We start from the raw sequence: 20,613 nt of genomic DNA, 5'->3' as shown, positions 1-20,613 counted from the left end.
TTAAAATTTTAAAATTTATATAGATAAATATAAAAATTTTCACACATTTATAAAAAATTTACACATTATTAACCCCTAAACTTAGGCTTTTCTTAAGTGTATTGTACCAAAGTACAATATAACTAAATTTTTTTCTTAGCTAAAATCTTGATATAGATCAATAAAATCCAAAGGGAGGCACTAAGATGCAAAAGTTAGGCGTTATCAAAAATATCCTAGGCGGTGAAGTCGTAGCTGTTGATAAAAGCGGCAACGAAAGAGTTTTGAAGGTGGGCGATAGCATTTTTGAAGGCGAAACGATAAAGGCTAATGGCTCTGCAAAAGCAGTGATCGCAGGAAACGACGGCAAAGAGGTCAGCTTGCAAAACGGCGAAAGCCTGAGCCTAGACAAAGAGGCAAATGCACTTAGTGACAACCCAGAGATAGCCTCTATCCAAAAAGCCTTACTAAACGGTGCAAACATCACAGATCTTGAAGAGACTGCAGCTGGTGGCAACCAAGGCGGTGGCAATGCTACTGGAGATGGCGTGAGCTTGGGAGCTGCAAGCTTTGCTGAGGGCGGCCACTACTCAAATATCAATGAAAACTATAGAAATTTAACCGACGCAAATAGAGCTTTTCAAACCCCAGAAAACTCAATAGGCGGCTATAACGATGCAGGCACAGATGTGGATACGACAACTCCTATCTCACCAGTTACACCTGTCACCCCAAGCACTCCAGTAACGCCACCAACTCCGAGTACCCCAGTAGTACCAAGTACCCCAAGCACCCCAGTAGTACCAAGCACACCAAGCACCCCAGTAACGCCACCAACTCCGAGTACTCCAAGCACTCCTGGCGTCACTGTAACTCCAGGCACTCCTTCACCTGCCAATCCTCCAGTCATCACGCCTCGTCCTGGCGCAGTAGAGATAACTACTAGCATCGATCCTGCTACTAGCGAGGTAAGAGAGAGTGGCGCAGGAGCAAACGGCGAGGGCGGACACTATCTTGTTTATAAACTAGGTCTATCAGGCACTCCAGTAAGTCCAAGTGGCGAGACCACAGATCTAGGTTTAAATTTCCTCGGCGGCACTAGAGGAGAGGACTATTCAAGCGTAGTTGAGTACTCAACTGACAATGGAGCGACATTTCAGCCACTAACAGGCTACACGATAACTGGCGTAAATATAGAAGATATCTCAAAAGTGCAAGTAAGGATAAAGGTGCTTGACGATAACGGTCAAGACACCACAAAAGGCCCTTTGCATCACAACCAAAACGAGGGTGAGAACACTGGCCCTCAAGGCATGACCATCGACAACGTACAAAAAACTGATATGGTTGATAATTTTGCTGTATTTAAAGAGGGTGTGAAACTAAGCGTTACGCCAAGCAGTAGTTATCTGCTACCAACAACTAATGCAAATATGGCTGAAGGCAAGATCATAGACAACGACGACAACATCGAGCTAAATAAAGACATCAAAGGAAATATCGCAAACCATACAAATTTAAATACAAATGATGGCGATGATACGGTCAGCATAAAGGCAAATTTAGAGAATTTGCACTTAAACACAGGTTCTGGCAACGATGTGGTAAATTTTGATAAAGAGGTCACTATAAGTGGTACTAAAAACACAGCAAGCGTAGGCGGCGTTCTTGGACATTATAATAGCACTACTATAAACCTTGGTAGAGGCGATGACGTAGTAAATATCAATGCTGATCTTACTATATTCAAAGCCAACATTAACCTTGGTGCATATACCCCTAGCTCAAGCAATAGTGCTCATGATGAAGCAGGAAACAATACTCTAAATATCAATGCAAACATTCTTGGCAAAGAAACATTTAAAGTCATAGACCCTAACATCCACAATAGCTGGTACAACGATAACCAGATCCACACAGGCGACGGCGATGATGTGGTAAATGTAAAAGATGGTGTGAGGATAGAAAGAGTAAATATCCTGATGGATACTGGTAGCAATACCTTTAAAGCAAACAATATAACTATGACAGATGCTTGGGTAGATACTAGTGATAGATACTCTGAGGCAAGAGATGTAAATACTATGGAGATATCAAACTCTACGCTAACAAATGTAAATTTAAATAGAGAGTCACAAGATGCAGTGTTAGGATATCAAAGCCTAAAACTAGATAATAACAAAGGTGAGAGCGTTACAGCTTATGCAAAAGACCTACTTGAAGTAAAAGGTAATGGTGATGGTAATAGTCACTATGAAACTGGATCATTTAGCTCAGCCCACGTTATAGCAGACGGCATAAGCATAGGTCAAGCAGGCTTTAGTAATAAAACAGGTGTTGATTTTACAGCTGATATATCAAATTTAACAGCTAAAACTCGTGTGTGGGTAACCAGCTATGGCGAAAGTAATGATACGATAAATTTTAAAGGTAATAACATCTTAAATAACCTTGAGGATTCAAGTAGTGCCGATATAGATACAAGAGGTGGTAACGATACTATAAATTTTGAAGGCAAAAACGTAGCTGGTGCTATCACTATAAATACTGACGCTGGCAATGACACCATAAATATCGGTAGCGAAACTAAATTTGGCGGAACACATGAAAAATATGTATTTAAAAGCGTTCAGTTCTCTAGTATAAACATGGGTGATGGCGACGATACGATAAATATCGACAAAGGCGCTGAGCTAAAAAGCACTACCATAAGAATGGGTGATGGCGACGACGTTGTAAATTTAAATGGTAGTTTAAAACATGCTGGTGGTACATACTGGGATGGCTCAAGTACTATTGATCTAGGTAGTGGCAACGATATCATACATATCGGCAAGGACGCAGAGATAAATGCAGATGGCTGGACTACTTCTGGTGGTATTGGGCATAAAGAGCATAATGGTATCGTTATCCAAGGTGGAGCAGGCACTGATACGCTAGATCTTGCTGGAAATATCGACTTTAGCAAGGTAGCTGGCTTTGAGAAAATTACCCTTGGTGGAAACGCAAACAACGTAACACTAAATTTAACACTAGATGACGTGCTAAATATCACTCGTGGAAATGTGAGCAACACTCTTAGGATAGATGGCGAAAATGGCGATCAAGTAGATATGTCAGCCTTTAGCAAAGGTGGGGTAAATTCTGAAGGGTATACAGAGTACTCAGCAACGTCTAATGGCACGACATTTACCATCGAGATAAAAGACGAAATAGTCTTACACTCTTAAATTTCATGCCCTAGTCTCCCAAAACTAGGGCAAATTCTTACAAAATTTCAAATTTTAGTACCATAGTACAATTTACAAATCTTTTTCAAGATATTAAAATACGTTCAAAATTTTTAGATAAGGAAGTAAAATGGCAACAAGGATAGGCGTAATCAAAAGCATCTCACAAGGATCAAGCGTAATCGCAACTGCAAAGGATGGCACACAAAGAGTGTTAAAAGTAGGCGATGAAATTTTTCTTGGTGAGACTATACAAACAACTGATATTGACTCAAAAGTAGTCATAACTGCAAACGATGGCAAAGACATTGCGATCATCGGAAAAGATACCCTAAATTTAGACAAGAGCGTAGCTCACAACGATAGCTTTGGCGACGATAGCGTAGCTGATGTAAGCGCTATACAAAAAGCACTTCTTGATGGTGCAAACATCACTGATCTTGAAGAGACTGCAGCTGGTGGTAACCAAGGTGGCAACGCTGGCGGAGACGGCGTAAGCTTAGGTGCAGCTAGCTTTGAAGAGGGTGGTCACTACTCAAATATCACTGATGATTATAGAAATTTACCTGACTCAAATAGAGCTTTTCAAACTCCAGAGAACTCAATCGGCGGCTACAATGACGGCAATGACGCAGGCGATGCAACCCCTGTTGCCCCAGTCATACCTCCAATCAGTGTTGATATCAAAACTTTAACTGATGATTTTGGCACTATAACTGGGGATTATAGCCTAGATGCACCAAGTGTACCTCGCACAAATGACGCTACACCAACTATAAGTGGCACAGTTGAGCCTACTGCTGTAAGAGCGGTTGTTAGCGTGCTTGACAAGGACGGACACGAAGTCTTTACAAAAACTCTAAATCCAAGCGACTATGCTGATGGTAAATTTAAATTTACAACTGATGAGTTAAGCGTAAATGGTAGCCATGATGGCGATTATAAAGTAAAAGTAGTAGCAACTGGAAGAGACGGCAATACTGCAACCGATACTGGTAGTTTCGTGCTTGATACAGTTGCAAAAATAACTATAAACGTTGAAACAGAGATGAGCCTTGTAAAAGAGTCTGAGATGAGTAGCGGACTAAAAGGAAATTTCTGGTTTAACCACATCTATGAAGAAGGCGTAAGAGGTACTGAGCTAAGACCTTATGCCTTTAATAATACAACATACGCTCATAACGGTATGAAGCAAAATGACTTTGTAGAATACTATATGAACAACACTAAGCCTTGGGCAAGTTTTAAAGCAAAAGAGCTAAATTTCCAACAAGGTAAAGGCGGTGATAGAGATAATGTTGATAGCGATGCTGGAACAGTCTCTGGACTCGACGGTGCTCATAATATGGTCGGTAAGGTCGATCTTGATGGTAATGTAGTAACTCCAAATAGTGAGTGGGTAGCTCCAAATTTTAGAGCACTTGAGTATTTTATCGACAATGCAAAAGGTAGCGATATTCATCCCCTAAGAGATGCTCCTAATGGCAAAAATACAACAGCTGGTGCGATGGTAAATTTAAAAGGCACTATGTATCTTGAGCCAGGGGACTATAAATTTGACGCAAAAGGCACTGACGATAGCGTGAGATTTAAGGTTGATGGCGTTACTATGGTTGATTATGACACTATCCACTCAGAAAATAGAGCCACAGTTACAACTTTACACGTTGATAAAGCAGGATACTACGACTTTGATATGAGCTATGCAAACTACATCTATTGGGGCAAGCTAAAACTAACAGTTTCAAAAGATGGCGGACCTGAGAGCATACTTGGCTCAGAGGCAAGTGGCATAAAACTAAATTCAACCGACTTTGACAGCTACGTAGATACAGTAACAAGAAATGTCTATAAAGTAACTCAAAAGATCACAGGAACTGTGGATAATGTAGAAGATGGACAGATCGTAACTGTGACATCAAGCACAGGTGAGAGCCATACAGCCAAAGTGATAGACGGTAAATACGAAGTTGAGTTTAAAACTAGCGATCCAAAAGCAACATACACTGCAAAGGTTAGCGACCTTGTAGGCAACGAGGCGCAGGCAGAATCAACTAAGCTAAATGTCGCTAACACAGATCTGATAGACGCTACCGATGATGACGCAAGCGTTGTAAGCGCAAATACAAATACAGGTATAAATGACGCAACTAAATATTATAAATTTACAACTGATGACATCGCTCAAACTGATAAATTTTCATCTAATGCGCCACTACCAGTACTAAGTGATAAGACTCCGACATTTACAGGTAGCATAGACAGCAGCGCAACTAAAGCGATCATTACTGTTCTTGATAAAAATGGACATGAAGTCTTTACAAAAGAGCTTAGCCAAAGTGAATTTTCAAATGGTAAATTTGAAGTCACATCTGATAACTTAGAGGATGGTAACTATAACATCAAAGCAACTGCAATATTCGCAAATGGCGACAAGAGCACGATAGTTAGTGAATTTGTAGTTGATAAGACGCCAGTTACTATAGAAAACATCAAGATCATCGAAAATGATGGCGAGGGACTACACCATACGCTTAAATTTAACCTCAAAAACTATGAGGATGGCGATAAGATCGAGAGTATAAAAATCGTAACAGCTGACGGAACTACTAACGTAATCTCTGTTGGCACTACTAAGCCAACTAATGGTGTGCTAAGCTTTGAGTACGATCATAAGATAAAACTAGGCGATAAAATAGAAGTTGAGATGACTGATAAGGCTGGCACAAAATATACTCACGTAAATGAAATTTTAGTTCCAACTATGACGCAGTTTGAAAACGGCAACGACACAACTACAAATGCAAATAACCGCTCAGCTGAGAAGTTGTGGGGCACTATGGAGATGAGTGAGAGCGGCACTAGAGCTGATGGCTCAAGGATCGTTTCAAACGACGCTATCCCATACCTAAGAGCTGTGATCCCAGAAGATACAACAGCTGGTGCTACTAGCGATAATAAAACTGTAAGTGAGTTTTTAAATAGCGGCAGAGGCATAAGATGGAGTACTGGAGATGTTAAATTTGTATCTACAAATGTTGATACAGGTGTTACGAAAGTTTTACTATCTGAAGCGATAGAAAAACCAATAGGCAATGTAACGCCTGATCACTACAATAGACTTACAGGCTTTAACAACAGACTTGACGGCTATGGCAAGATGGCTGATGGTGTTTATAAAATTTCTATCGATGGTAAATATCAAGGTGGAGATGAGCTACTTTACAACTCTATTCAATTTACTATCGATGCAACAGCTGCAACGATAGACAACTCAAATTTTAACTACGATGCAGCTACAAATAAAACCACATGGAGTGGAAATTTAAGTGAAAATGGAGTTGGTGCAAGCTATACGCTAAAACAACACTTTGAAGAGGCGGTAAAAGGCATAGCTCTAAAAGATAGCATCACTTTAAGAGATGCAAATGGACACATCATACCTGCAAATTCTGTAACGCTTGATGATAATGGAAATTTCGAAGCAGTATTTAATGGCGATGTAAAAGCAAACGATGTCTATCTACAAATTTCTGATATCGCTAAAAACACAAGGGTGGATGCAGAAAATAACAACAATAACAATGTCATCACAACAAGTGAAGGCAACGATATCATAACCGTTGGAGATGGAAACAACACGATCAACGCAGGACGCGGCGAAAATGAAATTCGCACAGGCAATGGCAACAATGTAATCATCACTGGCGATAACAACGACGTCATAACCACAGGAAGTGGTAACGACTACATAGACGCTGGCAGAAGTGGCTATACTGGCATAAACAAAGGCGATCTAGTAAATGCTGGCGCTGGCAATGATAAAGTTGTATTTACCTTTGATGATCCAAGAGCAGCTCTATCTCAAAGCTTGGATGGTGGCGCTGGTACGGATACGCTTATTATGCGTCCAATGGCAAAGGATGGCACTATCGACTTTGATAAGATAGACAATAAATCTTTAACTAATGCGATCAAGAATTTTGAAGAGATCCAGCTTGGCATGGATGAGCATGGCAATGACAACCAAGCTGTTAAGCTACTAAATTTAAAAGCAGATAATGTATTTGGTATCACTGATGATGTAAATACTATCTTAAAAATAAGTGGCGACAACAAAGATAGCGTTTCATTAAAAGGATTTACTGAGGCTACAAGTCAAAATGGTGTCGAAGCTGGATATACAAGATATGAGGGTCAAACAAGCGCAGATACTCCAAAAACTATCTATATAGATGTCGATAATGATATAAACAAACAACTTGTATAAAATTTGGGCTTTTTAGCCCAAATTTCTTCTTTTAAATTTCTCTTTTTGCTCCCAAAAAACGCTCTTAAAACCATCTTTGTACCAAAGTACAATATACAAATTTAATAAAAAACACTAGAATAAATCAAAAAATAAAAGTAAGGAATAAAGATGACAGCTGTAGCCGGCAAGGTAAAAAGCGTCACATCTGATGTTATAGCGATAGATAAAAACGACCGTGTAAGAGTTCTAAACGTAGATGATGAGGTTTATATTGGAGAGAGTATAAAGGGCGAAAGCCAAAGTGCGAGCGTGACTATCACAGCAGTGGATGGCAGCGATATATCGCTAAATGGATATGACACGATATGGCTTGATAGTAGTGTGGTAAGTGCTGATACTAGCGCTGAAAATAGCATCGATACTGACGCACTTTTTAGAGCGCTTCTTGGAGAAAACTACGCTGAGATACTTGATCAGATGAATGAAAAAGTGGAAGATATGTTTGCAAAAACACAACCAAATGAGGCTGAAAATAGCTCAAATAGCCTTGAGGACAGTGAAAATTTAGCAGACAAACATAGCGCAAATGATGAGATTTTATCTGACTCAAATGAGCTAAAAGTAGATAACTCTTACGAGCATGCAAATTTTGACGTAACTACGATATATATCGAGATCGATAACGACTTAAATAAACTTTCATAAAATTTGAGCCTCTTGGTTCAAATTTCTTATCCTAAAAATTAACTAATATCCCTTATAATAAGCCAAAATTTACAAAAGGAAAACGATGAAGAAAATTTTAATCATTGCAGGCTCTTGCAATAGCGGCACAGCAGGGCTTCAGGCTGATATAAAGACATGCGCTAGGCTAAACTGCTATAGCGCAACGGCGGTCACTTCGCTAGTTGCTGAGACCACGGACGCGATAAAAAGCGTAGTTTGTTTAGAGTCTAGCTTTGTTAAAGACCAGCTTAGCACGCTTGCGGAGGAATTTAGCTTTGATGCCATAAAGATCGGTATGCTCTTTAGCGAGGAGATAATGGATGTGGTGCATGAGTTTTTACTCACCCAAAAGGCAAAAGTCGTACTTGATCCAGTCTGCGTTTCAAAGAGCGGCCACAAGCTCATAAAAGATAGCGCAGTAGAAAAGCTAAAAGAGCTAATGAGGCTTGCTACCGTCGCCACGCCAAATTTAGACGAGGCAAACGTCCTTTTTGGTGGAAATTTTAAAGATCTGCCTTGCGATATCATCGTGAAAAAGCGAGTGAGCGAGGGAAATAGCATAGATACGCTTTATAGAAAAGATGGCTCACTGCAAAATTTCAAAACCCCACTTGCTAGCCCGCTTGTGATGAGTGGGACTGGTTGCACTTTCTCAACGGCGCTTTCTTGCTACCTTGCAAAGGGCAAGAGCCTAGAGGAGGCCATAGGGCTTTCAAAAGAGTATATTTGTGAGATTATAAAAGAGAGCATCGACACAAAGCTAGGCAAAAACCGCCTACTTTGGCACGGAGCAAAGTAAATTTAAGCCTAAAATTTAGGCTTAAATTTGATAGTTTTTAAACTACGCCTCTAATATCGCTCCGTTGCTTGCGTTTGTGACTAGTTTTTGATACTGCCTTAGCCAGCGAGAGGTTAGCGCCTTATCGACTGGTTTAAATTCCGCTCTTCTCTTTGTGATCTCAGCTTCGCTTAGGCGAACGTTTATCTCGTATTTATCGACGTCTATATCGATGATGTCGCCATCTTGTAGCAAGCCTATCATGCCGCCCTCTGCTGCTTCTGGGCTTACGTGACCGATGCTTAGACCCCTTGTCGCCCCGCTAAAGCGACCATCTGTGATGAGCGCCACGTCTGCGCCAAGGCCTCGTCCCATGATGAGCGAAGTAGGGCTTAGCATCTCTTGCATGCCAGGGCCTCCACGTGGACCTTCGTAGCGGATGATGACGACGTCGCCTTTATCTACTTTGCCACTTGAAATTCCAGCTATGGCTTCATCTTGTGAGTTAAAGCAGACTGCTTTGCCGCTAAATTTACGCTCGCCAACGATGCCAGCTGTTTTGATGACACAGCCTTGCTCGGCTAAATTTCCAAATAAAATGGCAAGTCCGCCAACTTGAGAGTAGGCATTTTCCACCTTGTGGATGACGCTTTCGTCTTTGATGTCGCTGGCCTGTACTCGCTCACCCAAAGTCTCGCCGCTAACTGTTAGGTTGTCCAAATTTAGCATGCCGTGGTCTCTGCGTGAAATTTCTTTTATCACCGCATTCATACCGCCCGCTCTGCCGACATCCTCCATGTGCACGTTTGGCAAGCTTGGGCTGATCTTAGCGATATGAGCGATGTTTTGACTGATCTTATTTAGCTCTTTGATGTCTAAATTTACGCCAGCCTCTCTTGAGATGGCTAGCATGTGAAGGACGGTGTTGCTGCTGCCACCCATCGCCATATCAACGACAAGTGCGTTGCGGATCGCCTTTTCATTTAGTATGTTTCTTATCTTAAATTTCTCATCAAGGGCGATCTGGCAAATTCTACGAGCAGCCTGCCTGATGAGCTCCTCACGCTCTGGAGTTAGCGCTAGGATGGTGCCGTTGCCAGGGAGCGCTATACCCATCGCTTCGCAAAGCGTGTTCATAGAATTTGCCGTAAACATACCGCTACAGCTGCCGCCACTTGGACATGCGTTGCACTCGATATCTCTTAGCTCGGCCTCGTCTATCTCTTTGGTTTCAAATTTGCCAACCGCCTCAAACGCAGTCGCAAGATCGATCGGCCTGCCATCTTTTGTGTGACCTTTTTTCATCGGGCCACCGCTTACGAAAATGGTCGGGACATTGACCCTTAAAGCACCCATAACCATGCCAGGGACGATCTTGTCGCAGTTTGGCATACAAACAAGCGCGTCAAGTGCGTGCGCGTTCATCACGGTTTCGATAGAATTTGCGATGATCTCGCGGCTAGGCAAGCTATATAGCATGCCCTTATGCCCCATCGCGATGCCATCATCCACGCCGATGCAGTTAAACTCAAACGGCACACAGCCATTTTTGCGAATTTCATCTTTTAAAATTTGAGCGTATTTGTTTAAGAAAAAGTGTCCAGGGATGATCTCTATAAAGCTGTTTGCAACGCCGATAAATGGCTTAGCAAAGTCCTCGTCTTTTAGCCCAGTCGCACGTAAAAGTGAGCGGTGTGGGGCTCTTGTATAGCCTTTTTTGATTATATCGCTTCTCAAATTTGATCCTTTTTTTTAAAATTTGAGAGGATTTTATCACATCTAAAGTATCAAAAATTTTAAAAGTTTTTACAAAATTTAAAAGAAAATTTTTAATAAGTTTTATAACGCAAATAACACGTTAAATTTAAATCGCTCTTAAAAGATAAGACAGATAAAATGAAATTTGCCTTATTTTGATCAAAATGATATATAAATTGATAACGTAAAATTGTCATACATGTGTCACAAATGTCGAATTTAAGGGCCTTATTGTACCTGGGTACAATATACATGAATTATAAAATTCATTAAAATGCGAGAAAAAATTTAACAAGGATGAAAATGGCAGCAAAACTAGGAAGTATAAAATCAATTTCAGGTCAAACTGAAGTGATCGCAGTCGATAAAAGTGGAAATGAGAGAATTTTAAAAGTTGGCGATAGCTTGTATGAGGGCGAGAGTATAAAGACAACTTCAGCTGATGCGAAGGTAGTTATCGCTGCAAATGACGGCAAAGAGGTCTCTATGGTAGGCGAAGATACTATCTCGCTTGATCCAAAAGAGGTAGCAAACGCACAAAGTGCCAATCCAGAGGTCGCAGCACTTCAAAACGCTCTTTTAAATGGTGCAAATATCACAGATCTAGAAGAGACCGCAGCTGGTGGTAACGCAGCAGCTGGAGCTGGCGGAGATGGCGTAAGTCTAGGCGCAGCTAGCTTTGCTGAGGGTGGCCACTACGCAAATATCAATGAAAATTTTAGAAATTTAACTGATGCAAATAGAGCTTTTGACTCATTTAATAGCCCAATAGGAGGCTATGCAGATGCTAACGACAATGGCGAGGGCGATAATGTTGCGCCGCAAAACCCAGCAAATCCAGTAACCCCAGTAAACCCAATAACCCCAACAAACCCAGCAGTCCCTGTAACACCAGTAGCTCCAGTTACTCCAACAACCCCTGTAACACCAGTCACTCCAGTAACACCTGTAAGCCCAGTTACTCCAGCAACACCTGCAACCCCTGTTGCGCTAAGCGTATCGCTTGATGGTAACGGCGAGGCAAGAGAGGCAACTCCAAACGAGTATCTAGTCTATAACCTAGGCCTATCAGCTGCTACAAGCTCAACTACGCCTACTAATCTAACACTAAATTTAAGTGGCGCAAGTGCTGGCAGAGACTACTCAAACGCTATGGAGTACTCACTTGATGGCGGACATAGTTGGACAGCGATACAAAATGGTGGCACGATAAGCGGCGTCGCGCCAAGCGATATCGCAAATGTAAAGGTTAGAGTGCAGATTATCGACGACTACGGTCAAACAGCAGGTAATCAAAACGAGGGCACAAGCAGTGAGGATCTAGGCGCAAATATCGCTCCTGGCATAAAAGACTACGGCGTTTATAAAGAGGGAGTGACTCTTAGCGTGACTACAAACAACGCTGCTATCACATCTGGCACGGCTGAGGGCAAGATCATTGATAATGATGACAATATAAATATCACAGAAAATATAGATGCATCTACAGAGGGCTTAAATCCTGCTCTTGTAAATTCTGACCCAGACAATGGCAACACCATGAAAACTATCATTGACACAAAAGATGGTGATGATACTATAACTATCAAAGAGGAAGTCTATTTTTCAAGTGGGTTATATGATCTAAAAGAAAATGCCAATGATGTTATAAAAATGGGCGATGGCGACGATGTGTTTAATACTGGAAAAGATGCTGTTGTAGAAAACACTAGGATAGACCTTGGAAACGCTGGCGGAGAGAAAAATCAAGATACACTCAATATAAACGGAACTGTTATAACAGATACAAGATTTACAAGCCACGATGGCAATGATGTATTTACTATAAAAGATGATTCTGGTCCAAGCCTTAGTAGTACGATTTTAGACAATGTCTTGTTTAAAACAGGAAGTGGCAACGACACTGTAAATATCGAAAAAAGTGATAATCATCAGCTTATAAAAAATACCAAAATAGACACCGGTGCTGATAACGATACCGTAAATATTAAAAGCGATATGTATGCTTACGTTACTAATAATGGAACAACTGACGAGACTGAGTATGCAGGAAGCAGAACTGATAGCTTTATAAAAACAGGCGAGGGCGACGACACTATAAATGTAACTGACGCAAGTATCAGGAGAGTTGATATCGATACAGGCGATTCAGACACGGGCGATATGCTAAATTTCATCAGTGCAGGCATATATAACTCTGAAATAAAAAGTGGCAATGGCAATGATAAGATCGTACTTCAAGATACCAAAGCAGATGTTATGGATATCTACACAGGCGAGGGTAATGATAGCCTAACTATCAAAGGTAGCACTGAAATAAAAAATAATAGCGCCACACATAATGACCCTATAAGCTCACCAGCTCACGTGGCAAATCCAGTAGCTAACCAAGCTGGAATTTACTCAAACTACATAGAGATGGGCAAAGGTCGCGATACACTAACTATTGAAAGAGGCGCTGAAATTTCAAACACTAAGATAAACACTAGCTCAGCTGATGCTGGAGTAGGTGACGATAGAGACAGCGTAGATGTTACTGGTGCTAAATTTAACAACGCTGCCATTGAGACTGGATATGGCGATGATGTGATAAATTTAAAAGATGTCACCATGATCTCAAACGATGGATATAGCACATATATCGGCGCAGGCGGTGGAAATGACACCATTAATGTCTCTGGAAATAGCTCATTTGACAAGGCTATCATCTACACAAACGGCGGAGATGACCATGTAAATGTCGATGGTGATGTCTCTATGGTGGATTCAAACATCATGCTTGAAAATGGCAACGTAACGCTAAATGTCGCAAAGGCTACTGGTCTAGTTGATACAAACATAGAGGGTGCAGGCGTTGGAAATGCTGGCGTAAAAACCGTGACTATCGATAACGCTGAGCTTAGAAGGGTCACCATAAATACCGCAGATGACGGCGATAGCGTGACTATCGGAGCTGGCACTCATGATAATACTGATGTTAAAATTTTCACTCAAGGTGGAGACGATACAATAAATATCAACGCTGATCTAACTGGCACATCAAGTGTAAATTTAAGTCCAGCTGCAGGTGAGATGGCTCACAATGATGATGCATCAAACATCAACTCAGGCAAAGGCAACGACACTATCAATATAGCTGATAACGTGACACTAACCAACACCTACCTTTCAGGTGGCGACGGCAATGACTTAGTCGATCTTGGCAAGGACGTAAGACTAAATGGCACTGCTATAAATGGAGGCGATGGCATAGATACGCTAAAAGTTCATGACGCATCATTTAATACGACAAATGCTGGCAAGATAAGTGGCTTTGAGGTGCTTGATATGTCAGACGCTAATGAGCATTTTACATTTTTCAATGCTTCAGATATCGCAAATTTCATAAAAAATGTCGGTGGTGAAGGTGCGACATCGTTAATCGTAAAAGGTGATAAATTTGTTGGCTCATTTACAGAAGGCTCAGCTGAAGTAGCAAATGCTTCTACAATAGATAGCAATGGAAACCATATATATAACGTAAATGAAGGCGGTCAGACATTTACGCTTACTATACAAGATGTCAATGTAAATGAGTTGTTGGCATAAAATTTTAGACCCATTTTTTGGGTCTAAACTCCCCTTGCTTCATTTAATAAAATTTTTTATACAAAAAGCCTAAATTTAGGCATTTCTTTTGATAATCAATATAATTTATATTTCAATGTGATTTAAAAACGCTTATTAAAATCCAAAAGTCAATTTTTTAAGAAAGGATTAATATGAGCGTAGAAGTAGCCGACAAAGAGGGGTTAAATTTAAGTGGTGGCGTGAGCCAAAATGGCGGGCAAAATGACCCTCACGTGACTATCGTAGAGGAGATAAAGACGCTTGAGATACTTGAGCCCAAGAATTTTCTTGCTGAGCTATACGGACGAAAGGTGGCAGAGGCGAGGCCAAAAGCGCAGGATCAAATTTTAAACATTGCAGACGCAACCACGAGTGCAAATGATGTGCGTTTTGACAATGGCAACGACATAGTCGATATGACAAGATCTATAGTAAATGATGCCAAGATAGACGCAGGAGATGGCGATAATAAGCTAAGAATTCACGATAATATCGAGGTTAGAGGGCTGAGATTTGACGCTGGGGCTGGCAACGACGAGATAGAGATAAGAAACAACGTCGGCATAAAAGATCATACGCTTTTATATACAAATGACGGCGATGATAGCGTGAAAATTTATGGTGCGACGATGGAAAATGCTGCCATTCATACAGGTTTAGATAACGACGTTATAGATATCCAAAGATGTGAAATCAAAAATGGCGCAGATATAAGGCTTGGCGGAGGAAATGACACTATAAATACCGACTGGGTGGGCTTTTTTGGTGATACGAAAATTTCTCTTTCAAGTTTTACTAATCCAAGCGAAATAGATACGCTAAATATGGACAACACTATCTTTAACGGACACACTACTATCGAAGCGAATGATGGCGAAAAGACCACTATGAATATAAAAGTGTGCGGTGGAGACGGCGAGATAGATATAAAAGGCTCACACGCAAATTTGGACCACACGCCGCTTTTTGATATGAATTTTCTTGGGCCAAAATTTATGGGTGACGTTAAATTTGACGGCAGAAATAACAAGGTCAATATGCATATAGATGACTCAGAATTTCATGGTAAAAATAACGAATTTTACTTCTCTGATAATCAAAATGATACTTTAAATGTGACATCAGCTATCATAAAAAATTCTAAATTTTATCTAGGTGGCGGAGATGATACGGTTAGTTTAACTATGACAAGAACAGATATAGATAATAATACTCAAATATTTGGTGGCAAGGGCTATGATACTCTCGTGCTTGATAATAATATCGACTTCTCAAAGGTCTCTGGCTTTGAAGAATTAAAAGTAACGAGCGGTGCTTATGTGACATTAAACGGCAATGATGTGGCTCATTTGAGTGACATTTTAGACAATGGCTCTAATGTAGTTAAATTTAGTGAAGCCCATGGTACTGTAAAACTTAATGGTTTTATCGAAACTAGCGGAGCAGAAAATGGCTACCACAGATATGAAAGTGCCTATAATACGCACTTAGCAGACGGTAGCGATCGTCAAGGCACAGTCTATATAGATATAAAAGAGGACATTCACGTCGATCTTTAAATTTTAGATCCCTTTTGGGATCTTGCTTACATTTATCAAAAATTTAATTTTTAAAACCCACTACAACAGCGTAATCTTAAGAATTAACATCATATTTACATTACTTTATATTTAAAAGAAATATTTATAATGTGTCAAATTGATTTTAAAGGAGGCAGCGATGGCTGTTAAAGTAGGTGTTATCAAAAACATTCTTGGCTCCAAGGAAGTAGTAGTTATAGACAAAAATGGCAACGAAAGAGTTGTTGTCGCGGGAGATAGTTTATACGAGGGCGATGTCGTTAAAGCAAACGGCGCAAAGGTAACTATCGCATCAAACGACGGCAAAGAGTTCGAGCTAAAAGATGGCGAAACTCTAAATTTAAATAACGACCTTAGCTCAGACAAAGAGGTAGCAGCTATACAAAAAGCCCTTTTAAAAGGTGAAAATTTAGCAAATCTCGAAGAGAGTGCCGCTGGCGGCAATAGCGGTGGCAGAGGCGGTGACGGCGTGAGCCTTGGCGAGACAAGGTTTGAGCATGGCGGTCATGAAAGCTCTGATGTATCAGCTAGCTTTAGATCACTTTCAGATACTTTTGGCGCTGTAAAACTAACTAACCAAGAGGTAAAAGGTGGCGGTAGTGATGTTTTTGATGGTTCAGATAGTGATATAAATTCTGCCATTGCACCTGTAGCCCCAGTTGAGCCATCACAACCAGAAAATCCAGCTCCAACTCCGCAGCCTAAACCGGTTGAGCCAGTTGAACCAAAACCAGAACCAGAAAATCCAACCCCACAACCAGAACCACAACCAGAACCAAAACCGGAGCCAAAACCGGAGCCACAGCCTGAGCCTAAACCAGAACCTAAGCCAGAACCAAAACCTGACGAGAGCAAAGATATAGTTAAAAATATCTCAGTTGAAGATAAGTCAGAATTTGGCTATGAAAAGAGCTCAGACCCAAGAAGCTCAAATGACAAATCATACCTAGAGTACAACCTAAAAGGCGAAGTAGCAAAGGCCGATGCTGATAAAAAGGTAGATGTGACGCTTAAATTTGGCGGAGAGGCAACTGCTGGCAAAGACTATGAAAACGCAGAGTACTCGCTAGATAGCGGTAAAACTTGGCAAAAGCTAGATAATAGCGGTGTGATAAAAGATGTAAGAGCTGGCGATATAAATAAAGTAAGCGTACGTGTTGAAGTAGCAAACGATCACGACCAAAATGAAGGCACACTTGACCCATCGGAGAAAATTTTCACAGATGCAGATAAGGGCGTAGAAAATAATGGCTACTTTAAAGAGAGCGTTTCGCTAGAAGTTAGCATAGGTGGCTTAAAAGCATCAAATAGCGAAAAAATCGTAGATAATGATCATGATATCACTGTAAATAACCAGTTTAATAATGATAAATCTTTTGACGTTACGTTTAAAGACAATGGCGACAATACATTAAATTTCAAAGACGCAACCATAAGCCACAAAGCTGGCGACGTGGCTAGCAGCATAGAATTTGGTGAAAATGTATATTACAACGATGGAAAAGATGTTATTAATGCCGATAACTCAAATTTAAACTGGCTAAATATCAAAACCCAAGGCGGAGATGACACCATAAATATAAATGGCGGAAGACACGAGAGACTTCACGTCGAAACTGGCGCAGATAACGACACTGTAAATTTAAACGGCGGAACTTACATAGGCACCGATCCTTATCAAAGTGGCTTCACGCTTGATAGTGGAAACGATGTATTAAATTTAAATGGTACAAAAGATGATCATGTAAAAATGACAGATATGTACCTAAGAACCGGCTCAGGCGAGAAAGATGAGATAAATATCAAATACGCTGATATCGACTCAACATATAAAAATTTTGCCAACCACATCGAGGCAGAGGCAAAAAATAACACCATAAATGTTGAAAATTCAAATTTAAAAGGTATCAACATAGGTACAGAGACAAACACAGGTACCGACGTAAATAGAAATCCACTAAATTTCGATCTAAATTTAAAATCATCTACTCTTGATGATGTAAATCTTAACACTATCTACAAAACTCACGTAGTAGTTGAAGACACAAAGGTAAATGGCAACTTCCCAGAAAATGCTACAAAGTGGAATTTCGCAGATACAGATGATACTTTAGAGCTAAGATCAGGCACATTAAACGATATGACTATTAATCTTGGCAACGGCGAAGACAAAGTCGTCGTCTCAAAAGCTATGAAGCTTGATGGATACACCATGATAAATGGTGGCACTAGCTACGAAACCGATACACTTGTGATTGATGGTAATGTTGATTTTAATAAATTTAAGAGCTTTGAAGAGCTACAAGTGACTGGCAAAGAGAAGGTCAGCCTAAAACTAGAAGATCTATATGATATGCTTGACATTAAAAATAATGATAGCAAACATATCTTGGCAGTTACAGAGGCAGCTGGCGGAGTAGAGCTAGCAGGCTTTAAGCTTTCAGAGTATGGAAGAGGTTTAAAAGAAGGCTTTACAAGATATGAGGGCGACTTTAATTTTCAGGAAAATGGCAGATCTTATACTATCAAAGGCTATATCGATGTAAAAAATGGTATCAATGTCGATCTTGGTGCTAAGCCAGAGCCTACTCCTGTTGAGCCAGTCGAGCCTGTAAATCCAGCTCCACAACCTGAACCTAAGCCAGAACCAAAACCTGAGCCAAAACCTGAACCAAAACCAGAACCAAAACCAGAACCTACGCCTGATCCAAATGGCAAAATAGTAAGCGATCTAAGAGTAGAGACCATAACTAAAGAAGTTTCTGAAAAACCAGGAAATGACTCATATCTAGAGTATGGCATAAGAGCCAATGTAGATAAAGCAAACGCCGATAAAATGTTAAAAGTTTTTTTTGGCTTTGGCGGAAAGGCAGATCATGGTAAAGACTATGATAATGTTGAGTACTCAATCGATGGTAAGAACTGGGAGCTGCTACCATTAAAAGATTATAGCGCCACTATAAATGTAAAAGCAGGTGATATAAATAACTTAAAAGTACGTGCAAGAGTGCTGGACGATGACAGATTAAATGAAGGCGTTTTCGATCCTACAAATAAAATTTATAAAAATGCAGAAGGCATTGAGGGCAATGGCGAATATAAAGAAAGTGTCACTTTAATTGTTGAAGTAGATGACACTATCACATCAGCAGATGAGTATATCGTGGATAACGACAGAGAAGTAACTATACCTATAGGCTATCATAGTACAAATCCTTTTGATATAGAATTTGCAGGTGATGGTCACAATATACTAAAAATAAAATATGGTCATTCTATCCTTGGAAGCTTAGATCAAGAAGGAACTAACAAGATAAATTTTGGTGACGAAAAACTTAGCGGAAAAGACGAATTAAGTGCTGAATCTGTAAATTTAATAAAAACTGATATCAATACTTATGGTGGTGATGATGTTATTAATATACGTAGCTCTTATAATATCAAAGAAGTAAATGCAGATATGGGTGCTGGCAATGATGTTTTAGGATTAAGCATTCTGGATAATTCTGTTGGCAAAATAGAAAATAGTAAATTTAAACTTGGTAGTGGTAGTAATACTGTAAATATCGGAGGTGCTGAACTAAAAGATGTGATCTTAGATATGTCATCAGATGACAAGGATGCGGTAAATACGATAAATTTTGATTTTGGTGATTATATGAACGTGATAGACAAACCTGTAAAATTTACTAGTACAACTCCAAAAGATGTTTATGATATCGATGTTTCATCTGCGCACAATACTTTAAATTTGGGTTGGGCATACCTTGATGGCGTAACTATAGGTTCAAATCGCTCTGAAAAGGGTACATTAGATATAAAAGGAGATGTTGCTGACTTAAAGGGTGTAAATATCGAATCTGGAAACAACGAGACGCATATAGACATTGACTATGCACGTATAAATTATAGAGCACCCGGTCAACCCGATCAAGAAGTTAAATCATCAGAGTGGAATTTAAGCCCTTATAATGATACTATTAAGATAGATGGCGGGTTTATAAATAAGCTAAAAGTAAATCTTGGAGCAGGCGACGATAATGTCTTTTTATCAATGAAAACAAACAACAGTAGTTTACAAATGGATGGTGGCGATGGCTATGATGTAGCTACAGTAGAAGCTAATATAGGAGGCTATAATAACAAATTTAAAGGTTTTGAAGAGCTAAGGATAACTGGCAATGAAGCTTATCGTATAGGTACGAGAAATGTATTTATAAATGATGTTTTGCAAGATGATAATAACCACACGATAGATGTCTATCTATCAAAGATCAGCCAGGCAAATGGTGGCGTAAAACTTTATGAAAAATATCATAAAGCTGATGGAGCAGAAGAGGGATATCAAAGGTATGAATTTAAAAATGAGAATTTTACCGATGATAGCACAGGTGAAAAATATACTCAGACAATCCATGTAGATATAAAAAACGATATCCACGTCGATCTTTAAAATTTAGACCCTTTTTGGGTCTAAACCTCTTTCTATATAAATTTACAAATATCTTTTATAAATTCTATTATTTTTTTAAAATTTACTACGATCAAATAAAACATTTATAACTTAAAATATCATTAGTCAATTCTTACGCGAAAATTAAATTTTATATAAGTGTTATATAAATATCACCTAATAATTACAAAAAATTCTATAAATATAACATATAATAAAATAATGTAACTATATTGTACCTAGGTACA

8 protein-coding genes are annotated in these 20,613 nt (G+C 39.8%); 7 read left to right on the top strand and 1 reads right to left on the bottom strand.

Annotation, left to right across the window (positions count from 1 at the left end; genetic code table 11):
- The first annotated feature begins 185 nt into the window (after window positions 1–185).
- The 4 genes from G6W43_RS08390 (at window position 186) to G6W43_RS08375 (ending at window position 8,986) form a co-directional block, all read left to right on the top strand.
- The gene (locus G6W43_RS08390; RefSeq protein WP_194169585.1) at window positions 186–3,209 is read left to right on the top strand and encodes a retention module-containing protein; all 3,024 of its coding nucleotides are present in this window, start codon (window positions 186–188) and stop codon (window positions 3,207–3,209) included.
- A 130-nt stretch (window positions 3,210–3,339) separates the two neighbouring features.
- Window positions 3,340–7,479, top strand: coding sequence for an Ig-like domain-containing protein (locus tag G6W43_RS08385; RefSeq protein ID WP_194169584.1), 4,140 nt, complete (start codon window positions 3,340–3,342; stop codon window positions 7,477–7,479).
- 150 nt (window positions 7,480–7,629) lie between these two features.
- Window positions 7,630–8,166: a hypothetical protein gene (locus G6W43_RS08380; RefSeq protein ID WP_012140626.1), complete on the top strand. Its 537-nt coding sequence runs from the start codon at window positions 7,630–7,632 to the stop codon at window positions 8,164–8,166.
- Window positions 8,167–8,251: 85 nt separating this feature from the next.
- The gene (locus tag G6W43_RS08375; protein WP_194169583.1) at window positions 8,252–8,986 is read left to right on the top strand and encodes a hydroxymethylpyrimidine/phosphomethylpyrimidine kinase; all 735 of its coding nucleotides are present in this window, start codon (window positions 8,252–8,254) and stop codon (window positions 8,984–8,986) included.
- A gap of 42 nt (window positions 8,987–9,028) precedes the next feature.
- Here the strand turns inward: G6W43_RS08375 and ilvD are convergent, their stop codons facing one another.
- On the bottom strand, window positions 9,029–10,702 hold the full coding sequence (ilvD, locus tag G6W43_RS08370) for a dihydroxy-acid dehydratase (protein WP_194169582.1): 1,674 nt from the start codon (window positions 10,700–10,702) through the stop codon (window positions 9,029–9,031).
- 324 nt (window positions 10,703–11,026) lie between these two features.
- On the opposite strand from ilvD, the gene G6W43_RS08365 reads away from it, so the two are divergent.
- The 3 genes from G6W43_RS08365 to G6W43_RS08355 all read left to right on the top strand — a co-directional run bounded on the left by G6W43_RS08365 (window position 11,027) and on the right by G6W43_RS08355 (window position 20,365).
- Window positions 11,027–14,311 carry a retention module-containing protein gene (locus G6W43_RS08365; protein ID WP_194169581.1) on the top strand — a complete coding sequence of 1,095 codons (3,285 nt, stop codon included), beginning with the start codon at window positions 11,027–11,029 and terminating at the stop codon, window positions 14,309–14,311.
- A gap of 173 nt (window positions 14,312–14,484) precedes the next feature.
- Window positions 14,485–15,891, top strand: a complete 1,407-nt coding sequence (locus G6W43_RS08360) for a hypothetical protein (RefSeq protein WP_194169580.1) — start codon at window positions 14,485–14,487, stop codon at window positions 15,889–15,891.
- A gap of 160 nt (window positions 15,892–16,051) precedes the next feature.
- Window positions 16,052–20,365: a hypothetical protein gene (locus tag G6W43_RS08355; protein WP_194169579.1), complete on the top strand. Its 4,314-nt coding sequence runs from the start codon at window positions 16,052–16,054 to the stop codon at window positions 20,363–20,365.
- Window positions 20,366–20,613 lie beyond the last annotated feature (248 nt).

Source organism: Campylobacter concisus, from assembly GCF_015229965.1.
GTDB classification, from domain to species: Bacteria; Campylobacterota; Campylobacteria; order Campylobacterales; family Campylobacteraceae; genus Campylobacter_A; species Campylobacter_A concisus_BD.
The sequence above is the reverse complement of the archived record's forward strand: the minus strand, read 5'-3'. Positions and strand labels throughout refer to the sequence as shown.